At 29.5% G+C, this 21,310-nt stretch carries 21 protein-coding genes; 6 read left to right on the top strand and 15 right to left on the bottom strand.

The genetic code is table 11. The features are described from left to right. Nucleotides 1-58: 58 nt before the first annotated feature. Both MR593_RS02300 and MR593_RS02295 read left to right on the top strand, forming a co-directional pair. A complete protein-coding gene (locus MR593_RS02300) occupies nt 59-2,311 on the top strand; it encodes a glycoside hydrolase family 2 protein (RefSeq protein WP_290686578.1) in 2,253 nt (750 codons plus the stop codon). Between the two features lie 26 nt (nt 2,312-2,337). Continuing rightward, a complete protein-coding gene (locus MR593_RS02295) occupies nt 2,338-3,036 on the top strand; it encodes a GntR family transcriptional regulator (protein ID WP_290686576.1) in 699 nt (232 codons plus the stop codon). Nucleotides 3,037-3,733: 697 nt separating this feature from the next. On the opposite strand, the gene MR593_RS02290 is transcribed toward MR593_RS02295, so the two are convergent. Then, nucleotides 3,734-4,378, bottom strand: a complete 645-nt coding sequence (locus MR593_RS02290; protein ID WP_290686574.1) for a C40 family peptidase — start codon at nt 4,376-4,378, stop codon at nt 3,734-3,736. Nucleotides 4,379-4,537: 159 nt separating this feature from the next. Continuing rightward, nucleotides 4,538-5,494, bottom strand: coding sequence for a PLP-dependent cysteine synthase family protein (locus MR593_RS02285; protein WP_290686572.1), 957 nt, complete (start codon nt 5,492-5,494; stop codon nt 4,538-4,540). A gap of 137 nt (nt 5,495-5,631) precedes the next feature. On the opposite strand from MR593_RS02285, the gene MR593_RS02280 reads away from it, so the two are divergent. Continuing rightward, a complete protein-coding gene (locus tag MR593_RS02280) occupies nt 5,632-6,183 on the top strand; it encodes a helix-turn-helix domain-containing protein (RefSeq protein WP_290686570.1) in 552 nt (183 codons plus the stop codon). A gap of 85 nt (nt 6,184-6,268) precedes the next feature. Here MR593_RS02280 and MR593_RS02275 read toward each other — a convergent pair whose 3' ends face one another. The 10 genes from MR593_RS02275 to MR593_RS02230 form a co-directional block, all read right to left on the bottom strand. Then, nucleotides 6,269-6,715: a hypothetical protein gene (locus MR593_RS02275; protein WP_290686568.1), complete on the bottom strand. Its 447-nt coding sequence runs from the start codon at nt 6,713-6,715 to the stop codon at nt 6,269-6,271. A 191-nt stretch (nt 6,716-6,906) separates the two neighbouring features. After that, a complete protein-coding gene (gene trpS / locus MR593_RS02270; RefSeq protein ID WP_290686566.1) occupies nt 6,907-7,929 on the bottom strand; it encodes a tryptophan--tRNA ligase in 1,023 nt (340 codons plus the stop codon). A gap of 282 nt (nt 7,930-8,211) precedes the next feature. After that, nucleotides 8,212-8,754, bottom strand: a complete 543-nt coding sequence (gene hpt, locus MR593_RS02265; RefSeq protein WP_290686564.1) for a hypoxanthine phosphoribosyltransferase — start codon at nt 8,752-8,754, stop codon at nt 8,212-8,214. A 256-nt stretch (nt 8,755-9,010) separates the two neighbouring features. Beyond that, nucleotides 9,011-9,712 carry a hypothetical protein gene (locus MR593_RS02260; protein ID WP_290686563.1) on the bottom strand — a complete coding sequence of 234 codons (702 nt, stop codon included), beginning with the start codon at nt 9,710-9,712 and terminating at the stop codon, nt 9,011-9,013. After that, on the bottom strand, nt 9,705-10,253 hold the full coding sequence (locus MR593_RS02255; protein ID WP_290686561.1) for an RNA polymerase sigma factor: 549 nt from the start codon (nt 10,251-10,253) through the stop codon (nt 9,705-9,707). The genes MR593_RS02260 and MR593_RS02255 overlap by 8 nt, the downstream gene beginning before the upstream one ends. Before the next feature lie 159 nt (nt 10,254-10,412). Further along, nucleotides 10,413-11,729, bottom strand: coding sequence for an L-cysteine desulfidase family protein (locus tag MR593_RS02250; protein WP_290686559.1), 1,317 nt, complete (start codon nt 11,727-11,729; stop codon nt 10,413-10,415). 272 nt (nt 11,730-12,001) lie between these two features. Then, the gene (locus tag MR593_RS02245) at nt 12,002-13,789 is read right to left on the bottom strand and encodes a sigma-54 interaction domain-containing protein (protein WP_290686557.1); all 1,788 of its coding nucleotides are present in this window, start codon (nt 13,787-13,789) and stop codon (nt 12,002-12,004) included. After that, nucleotides 13,758-13,922, bottom strand: coding sequence for a hypothetical protein (locus MR593_RS02240; protein ID WP_290686555.1), 165 nt, complete (start codon nt 13,920-13,922; stop codon nt 13,758-13,760). Before MR593_RS02240 ends, MR593_RS02245 begins: the two co-directional genes overlap by 32 nt. Nucleotides 13,923-14,097: 175 nt before the next feature. Beyond that, nucleotides 14,098-14,730 (bottom strand): single-stranded DNA-binding protein, encoded by a 633-nt coding sequence (locus MR593_RS02235; RefSeq protein ID WP_290686553.1) that lies wholly within the window; start codon nt 14,728-14,730, stop codon nt 14,098-14,100. A 102-nt stretch (nt 14,731-14,832) separates the two neighbouring features. Further along, the gene (locus MR593_RS02230) at nt 14,833-15,606 is read right to left on the bottom strand and encodes a polysaccharide deacetylase family protein (RefSeq protein WP_290686551.1); all 774 of its coding nucleotides are present in this window, start codon (nt 15,604-15,606) and stop codon (nt 14,833-14,835) included. A gap of 202 nt (nt 15,607-15,808) precedes the next feature. Here MR593_RS02230 and MR593_RS02225 point away from each other — a divergent pair, with 202 nt between their 5' ends. Together MR593_RS02225 and MR593_RS02220 are read left to right on the top strand one after the other, a co-directional pair. Further along, a complete protein-coding gene (locus MR593_RS02225; protein ID WP_290686549.1) occupies nt 15,809-16,015 on the top strand; it encodes an alpha/beta-type small acid-soluble spore protein in 207 nt (68 codons plus the stop codon). A 195-nt stretch (nt 16,016-16,210) separates the two neighbouring features. Further along, nucleotides 16,211-16,747: a DUF4364 family protein gene (locus tag MR593_RS02220; RefSeq protein ID WP_290686547.1), complete on the top strand. Its 537-nt coding sequence runs from the start codon at nt 16,211-16,213 to the stop codon at nt 16,745-16,747. A 1-nt stretch (nt 16,748) separates the two neighbouring features. Here MR593_RS02220 and MR593_RS02215 read toward each other — a convergent pair whose 3' ends face one another. After that, entirely contained in the window at nt 16,749-17,615 is an 867-nt protein-coding gene (locus MR593_RS02215) for a YncE family protein (RefSeq protein ID WP_290686545.1), read from the bottom strand. A 174-nt stretch (nt 17,616-17,789) separates the two neighbouring features. On the opposite strand from MR593_RS02215, the gene MR593_RS02210 reads away from it, so the two are divergent. Beyond that, nucleotides 17,790-18,614, top strand: a complete 825-nt coding sequence (locus MR593_RS02210) for a MerR family transcriptional regulator (RefSeq protein WP_290686543.1) — start codon at nt 17,790-17,792, stop codon at nt 18,612-18,614. 63 nt (nt 18,615-18,677) lie between these two features. On the opposite strand, the gene MR593_RS02205 is transcribed toward MR593_RS02210, so the two are convergent. Together MR593_RS02205 and MR593_RS02200 are read right to left on the bottom strand one after the other, a co-directional pair. Beyond that, nucleotides 18,678-19,967 carry a bifunctional folylpolyglutamate synthase/dihydrofolate synthase gene (locus MR593_RS02205; protein WP_290686542.1) on the bottom strand — a complete coding sequence of 430 codons (1,290 nt, stop codon included), beginning with the start codon at nt 19,965-19,967 and terminating at the stop codon, nt 18,678-18,680. Between the two features lie 214 nt (nt 19,968-20,181). Beyond that, nucleotides 20,182-20,865, bottom strand: a complete 684-nt coding sequence (locus MR593_RS02200) for a M15 family metallopeptidase (RefSeq protein WP_290686541.1) — start codon at nt 20,863-20,865, stop codon at nt 20,182-20,184. Nucleotides 20,866-21,310 lie beyond the last annotated feature (445 nt).

Below are 21,310 nucleotides of genomic sequence, written 5' to 3'. Positions count from 1 at the left end.
CATAATAAACAGCTAGTATAATAATACTATTCATAAAATTAATAAAATGGAGGTTCTTATGAGACAAATTACATCAATCAACGCTGATTGGATCTTTATAAAAGAAAACATCAGCGCAGACAATGCAATGACAGCAAATGGAGATAAGGTAAACATTCCTCACACTTGGAATAACTTAGATGGACAAGATGGTGGCGGAGATTATATCCGTGATAAATTCTGGTATCGCAAAGAATTAAATATAGAAATAAAAGAAAATAAAAAATACTTTATAGAATTCGAAGGTGTTAGCTGTATAGCAAATGTATATGTAAACAACACTCATGTTGGAGAGCATATAGGTGGATTCTCTACTTTCAGATTTGATATAACTAATCAATTAAAAAATGGACAAAATACTATATTAGTACAAGCTGATAACACAGTTAACCAAAAGACTTACCCACAGGTTGCTGACTTCACATTCTTCGGTGGGATATACAGAAATGTAAATATAATAGAAGTTGCCGATACTCACTTTGATCTAGAATACTGTGGAGCTCCTGGAATACAAGTTACTCCAGTCTTAAATGAAAATGGAACTTGCGATATAAATGTAAAATCTTTTGTATCTAACATAGTTAATAATTTAACTGTCAAATACTCTATATACGACGCAGAAAACAATTTAGTATTAGAAGACACTCCTTCTAATATGACAGAAACAAACTTAACTATGGAAAATCCACATCTTTGGAATGGTATAGAAGATCCATACTTATATAGAGCAGTTGCTACTCTTTACTTAAACGATGTGGCTATAGATGAAGTTTCTGCTAACTTCGGTGTTCGTTCATTCGAAGTAGATCCTAATAAAGGATTTATATTAAATGGTAAACCATACTCTCTTCGTGGAGTTTCTAGACACCAAGATAGAGAAGATATGGGTTGGGCTCTTACTACTAAAGAACACGATGAAGATATGGAGCTTATCCGTGAAGTTGGAGCAAACACTATAAGACTTGCTCACTACCAACACGACCAATACTTCTACGATTTATGCGATAAATACGGTATGGTAGTTTGGGCTGAAATACCATTTATATCTGTATTTATGAACACAGAAGAAGCTAAGCAAGATACATTAAACCAAATGAAGGAATTAATAGTACAAAACTACAACCACCCTTCTATATGCTTCTGGGGAGTTTCAAACGAAATAACAATGAAGGGCGACAAGGACGAAGCATTGATAGAAAACCTTAATGCAGTAAACGACTTAGCTCACTCTCTAGATAAAACAAGAAAAACTACTGTAGCTAACCTATGCATACTTGATCCTGCAAGTCCAGCTGCAACTTACCCAGACATAATAGCGTACAACCACTACTTCGGTTGGTACATGGGTGAATTAACTCAAAATGAAGACTGGATAGACGATTACCATAGACGTTTCCCAGATAGATGCCTAGGTATATCAGAATACGGTGCTGAAGGTATATTAAAATGGCATTCAGATGACCCTAAGGTAAAAGATTACTCAGAAGAATACCACGCTCTATACCACGAACATATGGCGAAAATATTCGATGAAAGACCATTCCTATGGGCTACTTATGTATGGAATATGTTCGACTTCGCAGCTGATAATCGTGATGAAGGTGGAGTTCAAGGACGTAACAACAAGGGACTAATAACATACGACCGTAAAATCAAAAAAGACGCCTTCTATATATACCAAGCTTACTGGGCAACTAAACCAATGGTTCATATATGCGGCCGTAGATATGTAAATAGAGCTCACGAAGCAACTACTGTAAAAGTTTACTCTAACTTAAACAGCGTTACTCTATTAGTAAATGGAGAAGAGTTCAAAACTCTAGAAGGAAATAAAATATTCATATTCGAAAATGTTCCTCTAGCTCTAGGCGAAAACACTATATCAGTTAAAGCAGGCGACTTAACTGACGAAATCAAGCTAAACCGTATAGAAGAAGCTACTGATGAATATGTATTAAAGGATACTGCTGCAGGTGGCAACGTAGAGAACTGGATTGACATAACAACTGGAAATATGCTAGAATTTCCAGAAGGGTATTTCTCAATAAAAGATACTTTTGGAAATATATTTGAAAACGAAGCTGCAAAGGAAGTAGCTTTAAAAGCACTTGAAGAATTAAATGAAAACGCTGAAGGAATCCCTATGACTGAAGAAATGCTAGATATGGCTAGTACAATGACACTTATGTCTATCTTAAACTTCATGGGAATCAAATGCGATAATCCGCAAGTTGCTAAATTAAACGAACAATTAAACAAAATACAAAAATAATTATTAAAAAACAGGGGAAAACTTAGATGGCAAACAAAAAAAATAATGCTTCATCAAATGTTGTCTACACAGGCTTGAAGGAGGATATATTAAGTCTTAAATTGCCTCCTGGAAGCTCGATAAGCGAAACAGATACCGCAGCCAAATACAACGTATCTCGTACTCCAGTGCGCGATGCTTTCAAGGCTCTAGCAAATGAAGGTCTACTCGAGGTAAAGCCTCACATTGGAACCTTCGTATCGCTTATGGACATAAACCAGATTTCAGATGTGCTTTACATCCGTAAAGTCGTCGAGCAATCTATTTTAAAGGACTTGGCAATATCTTTTTCTGAAGCAGATGAACTTAAGTTAGAATTTAGCTTGAACGAACAAAAGCGATTCTTACAAAGTGCAGATAACGATGAACATACAGTAACTGATTTCATAAAATACGACAATAATTTTCATAAATTAATATTCCGTATCGCCGGCAAAGAAAGCATATGGAATATGATATTCGGAATCAATCAACACTACGAAAGATTCCGCTCATTGATAAACTTACACGGGGATAACAATATACAGACTTTATACGAAGAGCATTGCTCTATTGTAGAAGCACTTACCAAAAAGGACATTGAAGCATTGCAGACGATTATAAGTAAACATATATACGATGGTTTTAGAAATAGTTCGGCGCTATTGCTTCAGTACTCTGACTATTTTATTGATTGCCATCATTAATATAAGTAATTTATAAGAAAATCTTTATTCTAAAAATCCATAATGTAGATTTTCTTGAAATGCATGACAGAAATTATATTTATCCAAAATTTCAAAAGAATATAATTTCCTATGCATTATAAAAAACTTTTAAAAACTTAAATAAACATTCTATATACATTATGTTTACTATAAAACTAAAATGACCAGTAGATGCTAATTCTACTGGTTATTTTTTATTTCTCTATATTTTACAAAATAAGATATTATAAGATTTGATAGTGGATTAAGTACCACACATCCCGCTACTAAAATAATTATTTTCATAGGCCAAAATTTAACATAAGTAACTAAATACAAAAGAAGGAAAAAATACACAAAAAATCTCAAAATTTTTAAATATTTTAAACTTTCCATTTCATAAATAGTACTGCATTTTTCACATTTTAATTCACAAGATTCTGAATAAATGATATATTTTAACTTAACAAAATTTCTCAATCTATTTAATAAAGTAATTCTTTTATTACACTTATTACAAGTTATCATATAAAATCCCCCCAAAAATTATTATTCCTATAACTTACAATAAGTATATCATAAAAATAATTTTAAAAAATCTTAATTCCCGCAAAAATCACTACACATATTATACATATTTGTTATATCTCAAAATAGATATTTTCAATAAATAATTAATCCTTTAACATTACTCACTTTATTTATTGTCAGATTTATTTTGATCATTTATATAATCAATAGGTCTATAAGCAACACCTTTAGCGTACCATCCAATTTGTTGTTCATGTATTCCGCCTTTAGGATATCCAAACTTGTTCTTAGATTGTACAATCTTGCCATCTCCTACATAAATCACGACATGTCTAGTAGTATAAATCAAATCCCCAGGCTGCAAATCGCCTTCCACCTTATATTTTTCTAAAATTTCTCTTTGTTGAGTAGTCGAATATCCTATATTGACACCTGATGCCTCTTCATAAATCCAATATGCTAACCCAGAGCAATCAAAAGCCTGTTTTCCTATGTATTTTTTCTTATCTAATGGATATTGATTTTGACCGTAATATCCAATAAGCTCGTCTAATCTTTCTTCAGTCATAATTTCGCCTTTTCCACCCCATACATATTCCATTTTTACTTTTTCTTTTGCCAGTGAGATTGCTTTTTTTATGATTTTTTCATCTTCCTTACTCATATTGTCCCATTCATGGTCGTAGTTTGTCTCGATATTTGACTTCTCTAATACGTTTATGCCAAATTTATTCGCGACCTTTTTTACTCCATATAGACATAAAACAAGAACAGCTACTGCAATTAAAATTTTGGATAATTTCTTTTTCACAAAATCCCATCCTCTCGCAAATCAACTCTACTACATCGTATATTTTATGCTCGATTTTAGTTAATTTATTCTTCTTAATTTTAATTTTAGTAGCTATATTTTATTATTTTTTAACTTTTTTATTAATTTTCCTAAAGTAATTATAAAGAATATACTCTTTTAGAATAAGTCAGTACTCAAATATTTTAATCCACTGTCATTTAAAGTAAGAACAATATTTTTTCCTTTTTCCTTACCCTTTAATAATTGAATAGCTGCACAAACATTTGCTCCTGATGAAAATCCTACAAATGTTCCTTCTAATCTAGCTAAATCTCTTGTAACTTGAATAACATCTTCATCAGTAACCGCAATACATCCGTCAATTAAATCCTTATCAACTATTGATAAATCCATAGCATATCCACAGCCCTGAATCTTATGGCGTCCTTCATTTATAACATCTTTTCCTGCATATACTGCTGCATTTTCAGGTTCAACGACATAACAGCGTATGTCCTTGTTAAATTCCTTTAGTTTTTTTGCACACCCTTCAAATGTACCTCCACTACCTAATATATCTACAAAACAGTCTATATTTCCGTCACTTTGCTCTATCATCTCATTAGCTGTATGAAAATGTGCTCTATAAGATCCCTTTAAATTAAATTGATCTGCACGAAAAGCATTTCTTTCCTTAGTTAATTTTACAGCCATTTCTTCTACTAATTTTAAATCCTCACCAGATACTTGACCTTTAACTGAATTTTTAGTTTGTGGAACTAAAACAACCTCTGCTCCAAGTGCTCGCATCATTCTAGCTCTCTCCATAGAATTTCCTTCAGACATACAAGCTATAAAAGGATGACCTTTAGCTTGACAAACAATAGAAAGACCTGTTCCTGTATTTCCACTAGTAAGTTCAATAACAGTTTGACCAGGTTTTAACTCACCACTAGCCTCTGCCTCTTCAATCATTTGTAGAGCAGGACGGTCTTTTTTACTAAATCCTGGATTTAAGTATTCTAATTTTGCAAAAATATTTCCCTCTACTCCATAGTGCTCAGTAATTCTACTAAGTCTTAGCATAGGAGTTTCCCCAATAGCATCATAAATATTTTCAATTATTTTTTTCATAAACCTTGCCCCCTTTTTATAGCCAAGTTATAATTAAATATAATTTACAAAAGTAAGATATATTTATCGTTAATTATAGTTTACGTACGTTAAATATATTTGTCAATAATATTATTAATAAAGGGAGAAAAATAATAATGAATATAAATTTAATCATAGCAGAAAATCTAAAAAGACTTCGTAATGAGAGAAATTTAAGTTTAGGTCAACTTTCAGAATTATCTTCACTTAGCAAAGTCATGATTTCTCAAATAGAAAAAGGTGAAACCAATCCAACAATAAATACTATTTGGAAGCTAGCTTCAGCATTAAACGTTTCATATACATCATTGCTAGAGCAACAGCAGCATGATACTTATGTTATAAAAAAATCCGATATCAACCCTCAATTAAATGAAGATGAAAAATACCATCTTTACTGTTATTATAAAAATACACCTAATCGCAATTTCGAGCTTTTTCAAATGGAGCTAGATGAAGGCGCTAGCTATACTTCTATAGGACATCCTAAAAAATCAGAAGAATATGTAATGGTGTTAGAAGGTACATTGACTTTAGAAGTGAATAATGAAACTTTTATATTAAATGCTGATGATAGTATTAAATTTACCGCTTCTAGCAAGCACACTTATTGCAATAGCGGTGGTGGGACATTAAAAACTATTATAATTAATTTCTATCCAGTTTAATTATAGTCGCTAAAATTTAATAGGCCATCGCAAATTTCATTTTGCGACGGCCTATTTTAGATTCAATGGTTTTAACTTATATATTTTATCCCATATAAATTTGTATTATTTTTTGTAATTGTTCATTCAAATCCTCTGGGCAAAATCCATAATTTAAATGATTTCGATGCTCATCCCATCCACATAAAAATTCTTTTCCAAATGATGCTTTTTCCACAGTAAAATACTTCATTTTTTCAAATTTTAAATCAAACATAAAATAAACGTATTTACATTCTAATTCTACCCTTGGATCTGGCATAGTTACTCTGACTATTTTAACTTCTTCATCCACATTTAGAGCATCTACTTTGTAATCTTCTTTTTTATAAAGATTTTCACATTCTATTTTATCGCAAAAATCATCCATTATATCGTAAACTAACTCTCCATTGCTTTCTAGCAAGCTCAACATAAATAGATTTTTGTTCTCAAAATAAAACAATGGCAATGCTTCATGCTCTAATGTGTATCTAGCTTTTTTCAATTTCATACTTATACCCCCATTTTTGATTAATAATATATAAATTTATTGAGCTTTCACTCAAAAATTATCCCCTGATATTGTTTTATATTTAATCCCTCTATACTTAATTATACATTAGATTTTCAAAAATACTAATAAAAAAAGATATAATTGTCGAAATAATCAATTATACCTTTTTCTTACTCTATTTTATTATATTAAAATTTCATTCCTTTAAAATACTCAATTCCCATAGCATCTCTAACTTCACTTAAAGTTTGAGCTGCTACTGCTCTAGCATTGTCGCTACCTTTTCTAAGAACTTCATATAAATAATCTTTATTCTTTTCTAATTCTTTTCTTCTAGCTCTAATTGGTTCTAATTCAGCTTGTAATATATCATTTAAATATCTCTTAACCTTAACATCGCCAAGACCTCCACGTCTGTAGTGAGCCTTCATTTCTTCTAGAGTATCTTTATCCTTGCAGAAAGCATCTAAATAAGTGAATACAGCATTATTTTCAACACATCCTGGATCTTCAACTCTGATGTGGTTAGGGTCTGTGAACATGCTCATTACTTTCTTTTGTACTACATCAGCTTCGTCACTTAGGTATATAGCATTTCCTAGAGATTTACTCATCTTAGCTTTTCCGTCAAGTCCTGGAAGTCTTCCTTCGATTCCTTCTGGATACATTCCTTCTGGTTCAACTAAAACTTCACCGTAAATATTGTTGAAGCTTCTTACTACTTCTCTAGCTTGCTCTATCATTGGTTTTTGGTCGTTTCCAACTGGAACTAAATCAGCCTTGAAGGCAGTTATATCAGCAACTTGGCTGACTGGGTATACGAAGAAGCCTGCTGGTATACTTTCACCAAATCCTTTTTGTTGAATTTCAGATTTTACAGTTGGATTTCTATGTAATCTTGCAACTGTTACTAGGTTTAAGTAGTATACTGTAAGTTCTGCTAATTCTGGTATTTGAGATTGTATAAATAAATTTGTCTTAGTTGGATCTAATCCTACAGATATATAGTCCATAGTTACTTCTAGTAAACTATCTACTATTTTTTTAGGATTTTTAGCATTGTCAGTCAATGCTTGTTGATCTGCTATCATTATAAACATATTGTATTTGTCTTGATTTTGTAGAGCTACTCTGTTTTTTAAAGAACCTGTATAATGTCCTAAATGTAGCTTACCAGTAGGTCTGTCACCTGTTAATATTGTTTTTTTCATATTCTTAATCTCCTTATCGATAAATTTTCCAATTAAAAAATCCCCTCCTACACATATAGGACGGGATTGCCGCGTTGCCACCTAAATTGCCAAATTCAAAAAATTTGACCTCTCAAAAAACAATTCTCCAAGGCCCATTCATTAAACCCTCTCTTGCCGAGATTTCACCATCCTCGACTCTCTTTGTTGAGCCTAAATTTAACTACTTTTCCTCTTCACAGAATCAATATTGATTTTTAGTTTCTATATTCTTATATTATTATCTTTGTAAAAAAAAGTCAATTATTTTCTGTCCTCATCAGTCACCGCAAATACATATGGAATATTTCTATAATGATCTCCGTAGTTTAATCCATATCCTGCAACAAATTTATCTTCTATAGTAAATCCACAATAATTTGGTACTAATTCTACCTTTCTTCTACTTGGTTTATCAAGTAAAACACATGATTTTATACTTTTAGGATTTTTAGTCTTTAAATGCTTCAAAACATGAGACATAGTCAATGCTGAATCAGTTATATCGTCTACAACTAATACATCGTAACCTTCTAAGCTGCCTTTGATATCTGATATAACCTCTACATTTCCACTAGTAGAAAGCTCATTTCCATAGCTTTGAGTAGTCATAAATTCAATTCTTGTGTGTAAATCGATTGCCCTAACTAAATCTGCACAGAATATAAAGCTACCTCTTAATAAAGATATTACCATTAAGTTTTTATCTTTGTAATCAGCAGTAATTTGAGCTCCTAATTCTTTTATTCTTTTATTTATATCTTGTTCAGAACATAATACTTCCCAGACTTTCTTTTCTATATCCATTTCTATTCCTCCATAATTTTAATATATTTATTTTATAATGATTAATAAATTCTGTCTACAAGAAATATTATGTATTGCATAATTTCCTATATATTACAAAATAGATACATTATTTAGCTTCACCATTTTTTATTTTTTTATTCATTTAAAACACATTAATTTAAATAATAAAAAATTTCTTTCTATATTATTCTATACAAAAATAGACCCTATATAAATAATCTTATATAAGGCCTATTTTCATTTTTATTAACAACTATTTTTGTACTATTATCGATTCCAACAAATCAACCAATTCACTCTCTGATATATTCCTTGTCTCTATATCAAAATTTACGCCATTACTATTAAATGTAACAATATATGTGCCACTAAAGTAACATATCACAAGCTCAATATCTTCAATTTTCGATTTTTTACACATAGTATTATTTATATAATAATCTGTTAGTGGCTCTTCAATTTCTGAAAATGCAAATTTTATATTTTTTTCTCCATTATCCTTTTCATAATAAAACAGATAATCATGCAGTACATCGTACTTATCAAAATTTATGTCGCTTCTAGTATAAATATTATAGCATTCTTCTAATTTAAATCCATTTGGTAGTTTAAGATTATCCATAAACTTAAATCGTTTTGGCAAATTTTTAATCTCTATAGTTTTTATATCTGCATCTAAACAAGCCTGTGACATTTCTTTTATTTTATTTATATTTAAATCAACATTTTCAGTTTGTTCTACAGTTCTATTATTTTTAGCTATGTAGTTTACTCCTATATCTTTGAATTTCACAAAACAAGCCAATACTACTGCTAAGACACAAATTGAAGCTACAATATATCTCACTTTTAGCTTTCTTATTGTACCCACATCTTCCACTTTAGATAAAATAATATTGTAATTTTTTTCTCTATCAAATTCCTTTTCTATCTGTTTCTTTAGATCATTAGACATTCTTGTCACCTTCAATCTTAACATTTTTCCTAATATCTTTTATAGTTCTATATAATATGTTTTTCACATTAGAATCACTCATACCTAGCTCCTTTGCGATTTCTGATATTTTCAAATCCAAGTAATAATACATATAAAATACCCTAACTACTCTAATATCCTTTTTCTTGATATATCTCCAAACCATTTCTGCATTTAATTTAGTTATCGCTCGAGCTTCTATATCAATATCAGATGATATATCTAATTCATATTCATCATCTCCTAAATTTTTCGATATAGAATATGTTTTTAATCTATATAGCAAACCGTAATGTCTTTGTATTTTCTTTTTAGCTATTCCTATAACGAAATTCGATTGATTTTCTAATAATATGTATTTTTTTCTTTTTAAAATTTTATAAAGTTCTACATATGTGTCTTGCAATAAATCGTTGACATCTTCTATATTTGAACATTTACATATTATGTATTTTAGCGTGCTATTGTATGTAGCTTTATATATTTCTTCAAAATTTTCTAGTGATATCTGAGCGCTCATTTTCTTCTCCTTTCGTTATATAGTGTATTATTTTTTGAAAAAAGTTTCATTTTTTTATTTATATACAAAAAATAACTCTATTCCAATCATCTATAAGATCAAAATAGAGTTATTTTTCATTTAATATATATATCTATTAACTTGTGCCTAATTTATAAACTATTTAACTTTATTTATTTCATTCATTACATCTATAATTACTTGATCTGTAACTTGCATACCTTGGTCACTTACTTTACCTAAATTCTTGATTGATTCTTCTACTTTGTCACCGATTATACCGTTTTTAGGTGGTACATGGAAGCCTTGTTTTGCTATTATAGAACTTTGAATTGATGCTGATGCTGCTGAAGATAATTTTAATGCACAACCAGCTTTTGCACCATCGCAAATCATACCACTTAAATTGGCAATCATATTTTCTATAGCACCTTTTATGTGGTTAATATCTCTATCCATAAGCCAAGATATACCAGCAGCTGATCCTGTAGAAGCAGCCACACCACATCCACAAACTGCAGATAATCTACCAGTGTAATTTTTTATATATCCAGTTACTAAGTGAGATATTGCCAATGCTTTTGCTAGGTTTTCATCAGTTTGAGGGTATTTATTGTTATATGCAACTATTGGAAGTATAGCAGTTATACCGTGATTACCACTACCATTTGAACTCATAACAGGCATTTTTACTCCAGCCATTCTAGCATCTGCAGCTGCAGCTGTTAGCATCATAGCTTCTGTTATTAAGTCATTAGACATATATCCTTCTTCTTTAGCTCTCTTTATACCAAATCCAACACCAATTCCGGCTTTATTATTTAATCCATAATTAGCTATGTCCATATTCATTTTTATTCCATCTAGTAAGAATTTGATGTCTTCAAAATCCATTTTTTCAACATTTGCTACTATTTCTTTTATATCTGTAGTATCCATTAATGTTTCTTTTCTTGGTGCATCAGCTTCTTGCACGATATCTTCTTGATGGAAATCACCTGTATCTAGTAAAACTTCTTCGTTCTTTTGTAAATATACGAAATTGTCATGTTTTTCTTTTATAACTACTTTTGCTGTGTTATTTTCTCCTTTTAAATCAACTTCTATAAATACTTTATCCTTAGTTTCTGCTGGGATTATATTTATAGGCTTTGTGTCTACATATTCTTCTGATTCTCTTACTTGTTCGTCATCTAGTGTTTCTAATACTGTTAAACCATTTTCTGAATGTCCGCCTACAAATCCCATTGCAACTGCTATTTTTAATCCTAATCTATCTGTACCTGGAATTCCTACGCACATTCCATTTTTATATATACTTGGACTTACTAAAATTTTATTTTCTACTATTTCTTCATCTAATAATTCTTTAGCTTTAGCACAAGCTAATGCTACTGCTACTGGTTCTGTACATCCTAATGCAGGTTTTACTTCTGCCTTTAACATTTCAATTAATTGTTTTCTTATATCTCTCATCGTCGTACCTCCTAAATCAACTAAAATAAATCTCCTAATTTGAATAAAACTTTTCTTAAATAATATTAATAGCATTTTTCATGCCAATTTTTTACATTCTAAAAAATATTTTTTATTAACTATTTTTTGAGATTACTTTAAATATTTTTTAGATTATCATTTTATATTTATTTTTTTGAAGTAAGACGTATTTGTATTTTCTCAATTCACAAAAAAATAATCTCAAATTGAGATTTTATCTCATTTTGAGATTATTTTAAATCAAATTGAAATTATTTTATATCGAGCTTGTCCTTGTATTTTTCTAATTTTCTATATAATGTTGCTCTAGATATTCCTAATGCATTTGCAACTAATTCTTTATCCTTTTTATAATTTTTGTACATATCTAAAGCTCTTTTTATTTCTCGTATTTCTAATTCCTCTAGCGTTCTTATTTCTTCATTGTCTTTCACATCTTCAACATAATTTATAGTGGTAAGCGTCTTTGGCATAGAATCAAGTGTGAGAATTTTAGACTGTGACATATTTATGCTGTACTCAATTACATTTTGAAGCTCTCTGATGTTACCTGGCCAGTTGTAGTTCATAAGTAGCTGTTTAGCATTTTCATCTATCCCTAAAATCTCTTTTCCAAGCTTGTCCGAATATTCCTTTATCATATAATCAATTAATAACGGTATATCCTCTCTACGCTCTCTAAGGCTAGGTAATTTAATAGGAATAACATTCAATCTATAGTATAAATCTTCCCTAAATGAGCCGTTTTTTACCATAGCGCTCAAATTTTTATTTGTTGCCGCAATAATTCTTACATCTATAAATATATTGCTTTTTCCACCTATTTTATCTAACTCGCGTTCTTGAAGTACTCTAAGTAGCTTAGCTTGTAGATGTAGGCTCATATCTCCTATTTCATCTAGGAATATAGTTCCCTTATCCGCCAATTCAAACTTTCCTAATTTTCCGCCCTTCTTAGCACCTGTAAATGCTCCTTCTTCGTATCCAAATAATTCACTTTCCAGTAAATTATCTGGAATAGCAGCACAGTTTACAGTTACGAAAGGATGATCCACCCTATCACTGTGATTATGTATAGATCTAGCAAATAATTCTTTACCTGTTCCACTTTCTCCAGTAATCAGTATAGTCGATGTAGAATGAGATGCTATCAAGGCGTTTCTTTTAGTTTGAATTATTAACTCGCTATTTCCAATTATATTATCTAAAGTTATTTTATAATCTTTATTTATCTTGTTGTAGTTCTTTATAGCCTCCTTCTTTTCTATGAAATCTATAACATATCCCTTGAATTTTCCCTTTATCATTATTTTATTTATATTGTAAATCCCTTTTACATTTCTGTTTCTTTTATTGTAGACGAAGCTTCCCATTTTATATTTATTGAAATTGTTGTCGTTTACTTTTTTTATAAAATTCAATGCATCAAATATACTCTTTTCAAATAAATCTTCGTCCCTTAAGTTGAATAACTCTTTAAACTTATGGTTGCATTTATCCACATGACCATTTATATCTACAGAAACTACCGCCTTATCCATATTATCTAGCAAAATTTCTAGCTTCTTTTTTTCGACCTCTAATTCTTCAGTATTGATTTGCGCCTTTAGCTTGCTCGAAATCAAATCCGCCATTTTTTTCAAAAAATTCATCAAGTCGTTTATATTAGCCTTTATGGCATTAGATTGTTCTTGGCTAAACGCTATAAGCCCTATAACTCCATAAGACTTACCATCTAAAACTATAGGACAGCATACCTCTGCAAATTCCTTGCAAATTTCTACGTGATCACATACCTTGCAAATAGCGCTGTTCTTTGGATCTTCAATAAAAATCCCAACCTGTTCTGTAAAAGATTTTTTAAAAGCTGAATATCCATTTACCTTATCTCCAATTTTATCTATGTATTTTCCTGTACCTGCAATTCTTATAAAATCCTCATCCACTATTGTTACATCTATATTTAAAACAGATAAAATAGCCTCTGCTATGTTCTGTATATCATCCTTAATATTTTCTAGTTCTTTCATTATAATCATCCTTTATCTTATTATTAAGAAGTATTTCTCTGATATCCTTTAATAGCATCAATATTTTATTTAGCGTAAATTGAATGCTTACAAGAACTACAAATAACATTATAACCGCTACTATTGTATAATTAATAGTCATAACAACCCTCCTTATTTTATTAAATAAAAAATCCTCCATTATATTTTAGAGGATAAATTTTTAAAATACACAAGAAATCGCATTTATATAATTTATAGTAAAACATTGTTTCTATAGATTGCAAAATTCTTATTTATATTTTACATCTTTTATTTAATTTTTTATACGCAAATATTTATTTTTCATCCTCCTCGACTTTTTTTATTTTAGAAACAGAAACTTCGTATGCTACTTTTTTTACTACAGTATTCTCGTCTATTTTCTTTTCATAAGGTCTACTTTGAATTCTCCCCCACATTTGAATTCTATCTCCTACCTTTAAATTTCTAGCAAATTTCGCGTTTCTTCCCCACACTATAGAAGGTATATAATCTGATTTATTGTAAGGTCTATTTATAGCTACTAATAAATCTGTTATCTCTCTTCCTAAAGGTGTTTTTCTATATGTAGGACGCTTGCATATATACCCATCTAGATAAATGCTGTTAGGATCTTTATTTTCTTCATCTATTGGCTTTATCTCTCTTACAAATACAGTTAAAATTAATTTGTTTTTTTCGCCCACATTTTTATTGTAGGATCTCAACTGGCCGATTACATTTACATGCTTATTATTTTCAAAGTCCAACTCCTGTATCAATCGCTCTGATATCGTCATAGGTAAAATATCACTACAATCGCTCAATCTATTTATTTTTATTTTTGTATTATAAAATTTTTCCCCAAATATTTCATGGCTAAATTCTAAGTTATCTTCAAGCTCTCCGCATAAATTTACAATATTTGTATCGCCTTTCATAACTACCATACTCTTTATCCCTCCGAATTGTTAATTATTTCTTTATCTTCTATATGTTATAAATATATTTTTTTAAACCAATATTTATTACATTTTATTTTTATGTACTAGCTATTTATTTCGAAATTCTCTCTTTAATCGCTGAACACCCGAGGAATCTATGTAGTAATTTTCATCGTAAATTAAATCCGAAACCTTGACCATCTTATATCCATTTTGTTTAAAATGATATACAATTTGATCTAAATAATAATCTATATTTTTGCCATTTCCATGAAACAATACTATAGAACCTGGAGAAGTATTCTGTGCAACTCTATCAATTATATTGTTATCTTCTATATTTCTCCAATCCATTGAGTCCACATCCCATTTAACAACTGTATATCCTAGAGCTTCACATAGCTTTACTTTATCCCCATCGATTTCTCCAAATGGAGGTCTAAATATATTAGATTCCTGTCCTGTGATTTCTTTGATTTTTTTAGAAGTGAATTCCAATTCATTCTTTACATCTTCATCTGATATTTCATCGAAGTTAGGGTGTGTATTCGAATGATTCTCTATTTCGTGACCATTTTTATGTATTTTTTCTACTAAATCTCGATTTTTATCAACCCAATTACCTACAACAAAAAAAGTAGCTTTTACATCGTATTTATCTAAAATATCTAAAATTTCATCCACATTTCTCTCATTATAGGAAATATCAAATGTCAGAGAAATTTCCTTCTTGTCTGTATCAACCTTATGTATCGGAATATCTGCACTTTGCTCGCTAAAATACGTCTTTATACAAAAAACTAAAGCAAAAATTAAAATCAACCCAATTAAAAATAAAATTATACTATTTAAAAAAGCTTTAACTCTCAAAAGCAAACTCATCCTCCTTTATCATTTCTAATTTTATATTTTTATGTGTTCTATTAAAAATTTATTTTTCTATTTATTAAAAAATAACTAAATTTTTAAATTCCTTAAAAATAACTGCTCTTCCAAATTTTTTTAGAATATAATATTTCAATTTGGATAAATTATAATCAACAACATTAAATAAATGTTGATTAACTTAAGGAGGAAATTTACTATGGCAAACACAAATAACAGACAAGTTGTTCCTGAGGCTAAAGCTGCATTAAACCAAATGAAATTAGAAATAGCTAACGAATTAGGTTTATCTAACTATGAAACAGTGGATAAAGGTAATTTAACAGCTAGACAAAATGGCTATGTTGGTGGATACATGACTAAGAAATTAGTCGAAATGGCTGAAAAACAAATGGCTGGTAAATAGTAAATTTTAATGCTTGAGTATTAAAATCCCCTAAAAACTTTTAGGTGGGAAAACCAACAAAAAAGGCTACCAATCTGGTAGCCTTTTTTCATAAAAAAATATTGGATGTAAAAAAATTTAACTATTTTACACCTTTTATTTTTCTATATTTTAGTTTAATATAGTATTATAATAGTTTAGTGGAGGATGATAAATATGTTTGAAAATTCATCTGAAGAAACAGCTTACCACAAGCTTTTAATCTTGTATATTTTATATAAAATTAAAATGGATTTGACAAACTCTCAAATCACTCAAGTTGTTTTAGAAACCGAAATGATGAATTATTTTTCATTGCAACAACTTTTATCTCAACTTATGGAATCAAAATTTTTAAAGATATATAAGGAATCTGATAAAGAGTTTTATTGTCTAACTCAAAAGGGACTTGAAACATTAGAATCTCTTATGCTTAAAATTCCAATTGATGCAGCTAACAAAGTAGACCACTATATAAAATTAAACAAAGAAAGCTTATTAGCTGAAACTCAAGTAAAATCTAGTTTTGTTAAACAAAGTGAAAATGAATTCATCGTTAATCTTAGAGTAATTGAGAATCAAAGCAATTTAATAGACTTGAATCTAAATGTTTCTTCTGAAAAACAAGCAAATCACATTTGCAATAACTGGAAAAAGAACGCTTCTCATATGTACGCTGAAGTAATAAATCTACTTACTACATATAAAAAGTAGCCTACAAACAAACTATTGTTGTAGGCTCTTTTCCTACTTGAAGCTCTTTTATTAGTCGATTTGTTTTTGTATCGTAAACCTTTATCGTGTTATTTTTCGTATCAGATACAAATAATCTACTAAAATCCTTAGATATTTCAAGCCCTTGTGGAATTCCGTCGATTTTTATTTTTCCTATATATTTTCCTAATTTATAATCTAAAATCTTTATCTGATTGTACCCTAAATCGCTTATATATACCTTATTATCCCTGTAATTAAACTCTATTTGCACAGGCAACAGTAGCTCTTCAAAAATACCAATAACCTCTAAAGTTTCTTCTTTTAAAATTACCAACTTTCCATCTAATGTAGATATATATATTTCATTTTTTTTCTTATCCACTTTCAAATGCCACGCCTTAAAATCAGTATCTATTTTCTTGTTGATAACTTTATTTTCTACATCTATGCATACTATTGAATTTATACATGGAACGTACAGCTTTTTATTTTTTTGATCATAGCTAAATCCATGTGGCATATCATCTACAGTTATCATACCTATTAGATCTAACGTATCTTTATTTATTATATAAATGCTATTTGTATCCTCATTAGAGATAAATAATTCCTTTTCGTACATAAATATTTGGCTTAAACTGCCACCAACAGATACCGAATCGATAATTTCGCCACTTATCATATCTAAAGTGTAAAGCGTTCCATTATTTAAACTGGGGATAAATATTTTTTGTTCTTGTTCATCTATCCAAAAGTGATGTGGATAAATATTCTCGTTTAGGTCAATTTCTCTTTCTGTTTCAAGAGTTTCGTAATCAATGATACTTATACTGTGCGATAAATAATTGGAAACATATACCTTCAAAACCTCCCTCCTTTCTCAAACTATACTACAATAATATATTAGTTTTTTTCGGAAATTATGCTTGTACAGCTCGTCCCTTTTATCTATTTTAATATTGGAGTTGACTCTTCCCCTAGGTAAAATACTATACTTTAAATAAATAATGTATCATTTACTTTCTACAGGAGGTGGAAAATGCTGTCTATAGGAGAATTCTCAAAAATATGTGGAGTATCACAAAAAACACTCAGATACTACGATGAAATTGGTTTGATAAAGCCAAATGAAATAAATCCAAAAAACAATTACAGATATTATTCAATCAATCAACTAGAAAAAATGTTGTTTATAATGAAGTTAAAATCTTATAGTTTTTCTTTAGATGAAATCAAAGAATTAATCGATTTAGAAAGATATGATCAAGAGGAAGCCCTAATTAAATTATTAACTAAAAAGCGAGATACAATGGAAGAAACGATGAAAAAAATCCAATACAATATAATGCAGTTAGAAAAGGATATTTCCAATTTACAAAATGGTGTTTCAATAATTCCGAATCTAAATGATTCAGATATACAACTTGTAGAAACGCAAACTTTAAATATAATTTCTATTAGAAAAATATTAACAGAGGACGACTATAAAAACGGATATATGCCTTATTTTAGTAAATTATACGAAAAAATAGCTAAAGAAAACTTAACCTTAATTGGAGAGCCAATGGCAATTTACCATAGCCCTGACTACGATCCACTTCACAACGACACAGAATTTGCACTAGCTGTCGAGGAATATGCAACTGGCACTCGTGATTTTCCTGGCTCATTGTGTGCTAAATCAACTTTAAATGGAAATTATTCTGGCTTAACAGAGATATACGCAAAATTGATGAAATGGATAGAAGAAAATGGTTATAAAATAATAGCGCCACCTTATGAGGTTTATTTAAGTGATCCTTATACTACAGACCCAGATAAAAATATAACTGAGGTTTATTTTCCTATAAAGAAAAACACATAATTAAAAAAAATCCATCGAGTCTATATACTTCCTCGGTGGATTTTTTCATATTAAACACTATATTTATTTAACTATACTTCTTATATGTCCTATCATATATAATGAACCTGCTGCGATTATAACTTCATCCTTTTCAGCATGGTCAAGTACATATTTTACAGCATCTTCTATTTTAGGTATAGCTACAACTTCTTTTCCGTATTTTTCTATTTTAGCCTTTAATTCTTCACAGCTTATCGCTCTATCGCTGTCTGGAGTAGTTGTTACAACTTTTTGGAATTTATCCATTAATAACTCTAAAACAGAATCTATATCTTTATCTGCTAGCATTCCTATTAAGAAAGTTAATTTTTGTCCCTTGAAGTTCTTTTCTAGTGCTTTAGTTAATGATCTTGCACCATCTTCATTATGAGCTCCGTCTATTATGAACACAGGATCGTCTTTGATTTTTTCGATTCTTCCTGGCCATTTAGTATCGTGGAAACCTTTCTTAATAGCTTCATTGCTTAATTTAACTCCACGTTTATCTCTTATAGCTTTTAATACTGTAAGAGCTAAAACAGCATTTAAAACTTGGTGGTCACCTATTAATTGGATTTCTATATCTTCAAATTTTTCACCATCGATTGTGCAGTCAAATATTTGAGATGTTACATCAGATTTTTTAACATTTATTGCATCAAAATCTACTTCTACATATTCTGAGTTTTGCTCTTTACAAACATCCTTTATAACTTGTGCTGCTTCATCTTTTTGTTTGTAAGATATAGTTAATCCATTAGGTTTTATTATTCCAGCCTTTTCGTAAGCTATTTTAGCTAGAGTATCACCTAATACTCCTATATGATCTAAGCTTAGAGAAACTATTACACTTGCAACAGAACTCTTTATAACGTTAGTAGCATCATATCTACCACCTAGACCAACTTCTAAAGCTACATAGTCAACTTGTTGTTCCCAATAATAGTAAAATGCCATCGCAGTTTCTATTTCGAACTCAGTTGGATAAGCAAATCCTTCTTTAACCATTTGTTCTATTTTATCCTTCATCATTGTCACTATTCTAGCAACATCTTCTTCTGGTATATTTTGTCCATTTATTCTTATTCTTTCTGTAAAAGTTTCTAAGTATGGAGAAGTATAAAGACCTACTTTGTATCCTTCTGCTTGTAATGAATTCGCAATAAATGAGCATACAGATCCCTTTCCATTAGTTCCTGCCACATGTATTATTTTTAATTTTTCTTGTGGATTTCCCATTAAGTCAAGTAATTTAAGTGAGTTTTCAAGTCCTAATCTAATCCCAAACTTATGAGATTCTTCTATGAATTTTAATGATTCTTGGTAATTCAATTTTTGTATCGTTATTGAAAATATAAATTCTCAATAACCTCTCCTTTCTTATATTAATATTATAAATTGTAACTTACGTCTTATCTTACAATAATTCCGTATACATTACCATATTATATATTATAATATATTTCCAGTCTTTGGACAAAATATAGTGCATATAAATCGATATAAAAATTAATTTTTTATATATTAAATTCAAGATAACATTTTCCTAATTATAACGTGCTAAGTATTCTTCTAAAGTTTCTGAATTTCTATAAATTTTTTCAGCTACATTTTTTCCCACGTATCTTATATGCCAAGGTTCATAACTATAGCCTGTAACATCCTCTTTATTTTTTGGATAACGAAGTATAAATCCGTATTTATATGCATTATTGGCGAGCCACTGAGCTTCTATACTCGTTTTGTCAAAACATCTAGATGGATTAGTTACATCGATAGCCAAACCAGTTTGATGCTCACTTTCACCTGGAATCGCTACATATTGTTTTGTGTATTCTTTACCTTTTTCTTTGTAATATTTGTTATATATATTTACCTGTGTTTGATATGATCTATATGCTGATGAGCCTATTAAGGTTATATTACTTTGTTTCGCATTTTGAAATAATTTTTCTAAGGAAGTAGCTGCTTCCTGTTTCATGTATTTTTCCTCTTCTGCTGAGCTATCCAAAAATACTATGTTAGGTTTGACTAGATTTTGGGGTTTATAATCTGAACTTAGTGAGTTATTTTTATTTACTAATATCAAATCATTATCCTGACTCTTATTAGAAACATATTTATCATCTGTTAATCCTAAACGATTTTCGATATTTGTTATAAAATCAATCCCATCTACAGCTACATCACTTAAAAATGAATTTTTTAGTATATCAATACAAAAAATCACCGCTATAATGACAATAAAAAATTTTAGACACTTACTTAATTTTATTTTTCTTTTCATAGTATCATCTCCTTATATATAAGGTTAATCTTGAATTCTTAATTAATTTATAATTAGGTTTTAAATTTACATAACACAAAACTTAAGATTATTTAAAATTATTTACATTTTTCCAAAATTTATAATACTATTTAAAGATATAAATAAGAAAATCTTTATTCTAAAGATCCATAATGTTGATTTTCTTGAAATGCATGACGGAAATTATATTTATCCATAACTTCAAATGAATATAATTTCCTATGCATTATAAAAAAAGTCCATGAAAAAGTATGTTTATATACCTCCCCTTCATGGACTTTTCTAATTTCTATATTTAATTTTAACTGTTAATCGAAATTTCTCTTCTGACAAGATAACGGCAACTCTAAATTACATTCATCCATCA

This window comes from Intestinibacter sp. (assembly GCF_022780145.1).
In the GTDB taxonomy this organism is placed as follows: domain Bacteria; phylum Bacillota; class Clostridia; order Peptostreptococcales; family Peptostreptococcaceae; genus Intestinibacter.
This window is presented reverse-complemented; position numbering and strand designations above follow the sequence as displayed.

Bases quoted from the DNA above. Each gene is read 5' to 3' on its own strand.
- MR593_RS02300 (WP_290686578.1), top strand. From the start codon at position 59: ATGAGACAAATTACATCAATCAACGCTGATTGGATCTTTATAAAAGAA.
- MR593_RS02295 (WP_290686576.1), top strand. From the start codon at position 2,338: ATGGCAAACAAAAAAAATAATGCTTCATCAAATGTTGTCTACACAGGC.
- MR593_RS02285 (WP_290686572.1), bottom strand. From the start codon at position 5,494: ATGAAAAAAATAATTGAAAATATTTATGATGCTATTGGGGAAACTCCT.
- MR593_RS02280 (WP_290686570.1), top strand. From the start codon at position 5,632: ATGAATATAAATTTAATCATAGCAGAAAATCTAAAAAGACTTCGTAAT.
- MR593_RS02275 (WP_290686568.1), bottom strand. From the start codon at position 6,715: ATGAAATTGAAAAAAGCTAGATACACATTAGAGCATGAAGCATTGCCA.
- trpS (WP_290686566.1), bottom strand. From the start codon at position 7,929: ATGAAAAAAACAATATTAACAGGTGACAGACCTACTGGTAAGCTACAT.
- hpt (WP_290686564.1), bottom strand. From the start codon at position 8,754: ATGGATATAGAAAAGAAAGTCTGGGAAGTATTATGTTCTGAACAAGAT.
- MR593_RS02260 (WP_290686563.1), bottom strand. From the start codon at position 9,712: ATGTCTAATGATCTAAAGAAACAGATAGAAAAGGAATTTGATAGAGAA.
- MR593_RS02255 (WP_290686561.1), bottom strand. From the start codon at position 10,253: ATGAGCGCTCAGATATCACTAGAAAATTTTGAAGAAATATATAAAGCT.
- MR593_RS02250 (WP_290686559.1), bottom strand. From the start codon at position 11,729: ATGAGAGATATAAGAAAACAATTAATTGAAATGTTAAAGGCAGAAGTA.
- MR593_RS02245 (WP_290686557.1), bottom strand. From the start codon at position 13,789: ATGATTATAATGAAAGAACTAGAAAATATTAAGGATGATATACAGAAC.
- MR593_RS02240 (WP_290686555.1), bottom strand. From the start codon at position 13,922: ATGACTATTAATTATACAATAGTAGCGGTTATAATGTTATTTGTAGTT.
- MR593_RS02235 (WP_290686553.1), bottom strand. From the start codon at position 14,730: ATGGTAGTTATGAAAGGCGATACAAATATTGTAAATTTATGCGGAGAG.
- MR593_RS02230 (WP_290686551.1), bottom strand. From the start codon at position 15,606: ATGAGTTTGCTTTTGAGAGTTAAAGCTTTTTTAAATAGTATAATTTTA.
- MR593_RS02225 (WP_290686549.1), top strand. From the start codon at position 15,809: ATGGCAAACACAAATAACAGACAAGTTGTTCCTGAGGCTAAAGCTGCA.
- MR593_RS02220 (WP_290686547.1), top strand. From the start codon at position 16,211: ATGTTTGAAAATTCATCTGAAGAAACAGCTTACCACAAGCTTTTAATC.
- MR593_RS02210 (WP_290686543.1), top strand. From the start codon at position 17,790: ATGCTGTCTATAGGAGAATTCTCAAAAATATGTGGAGTATCACAAAAA.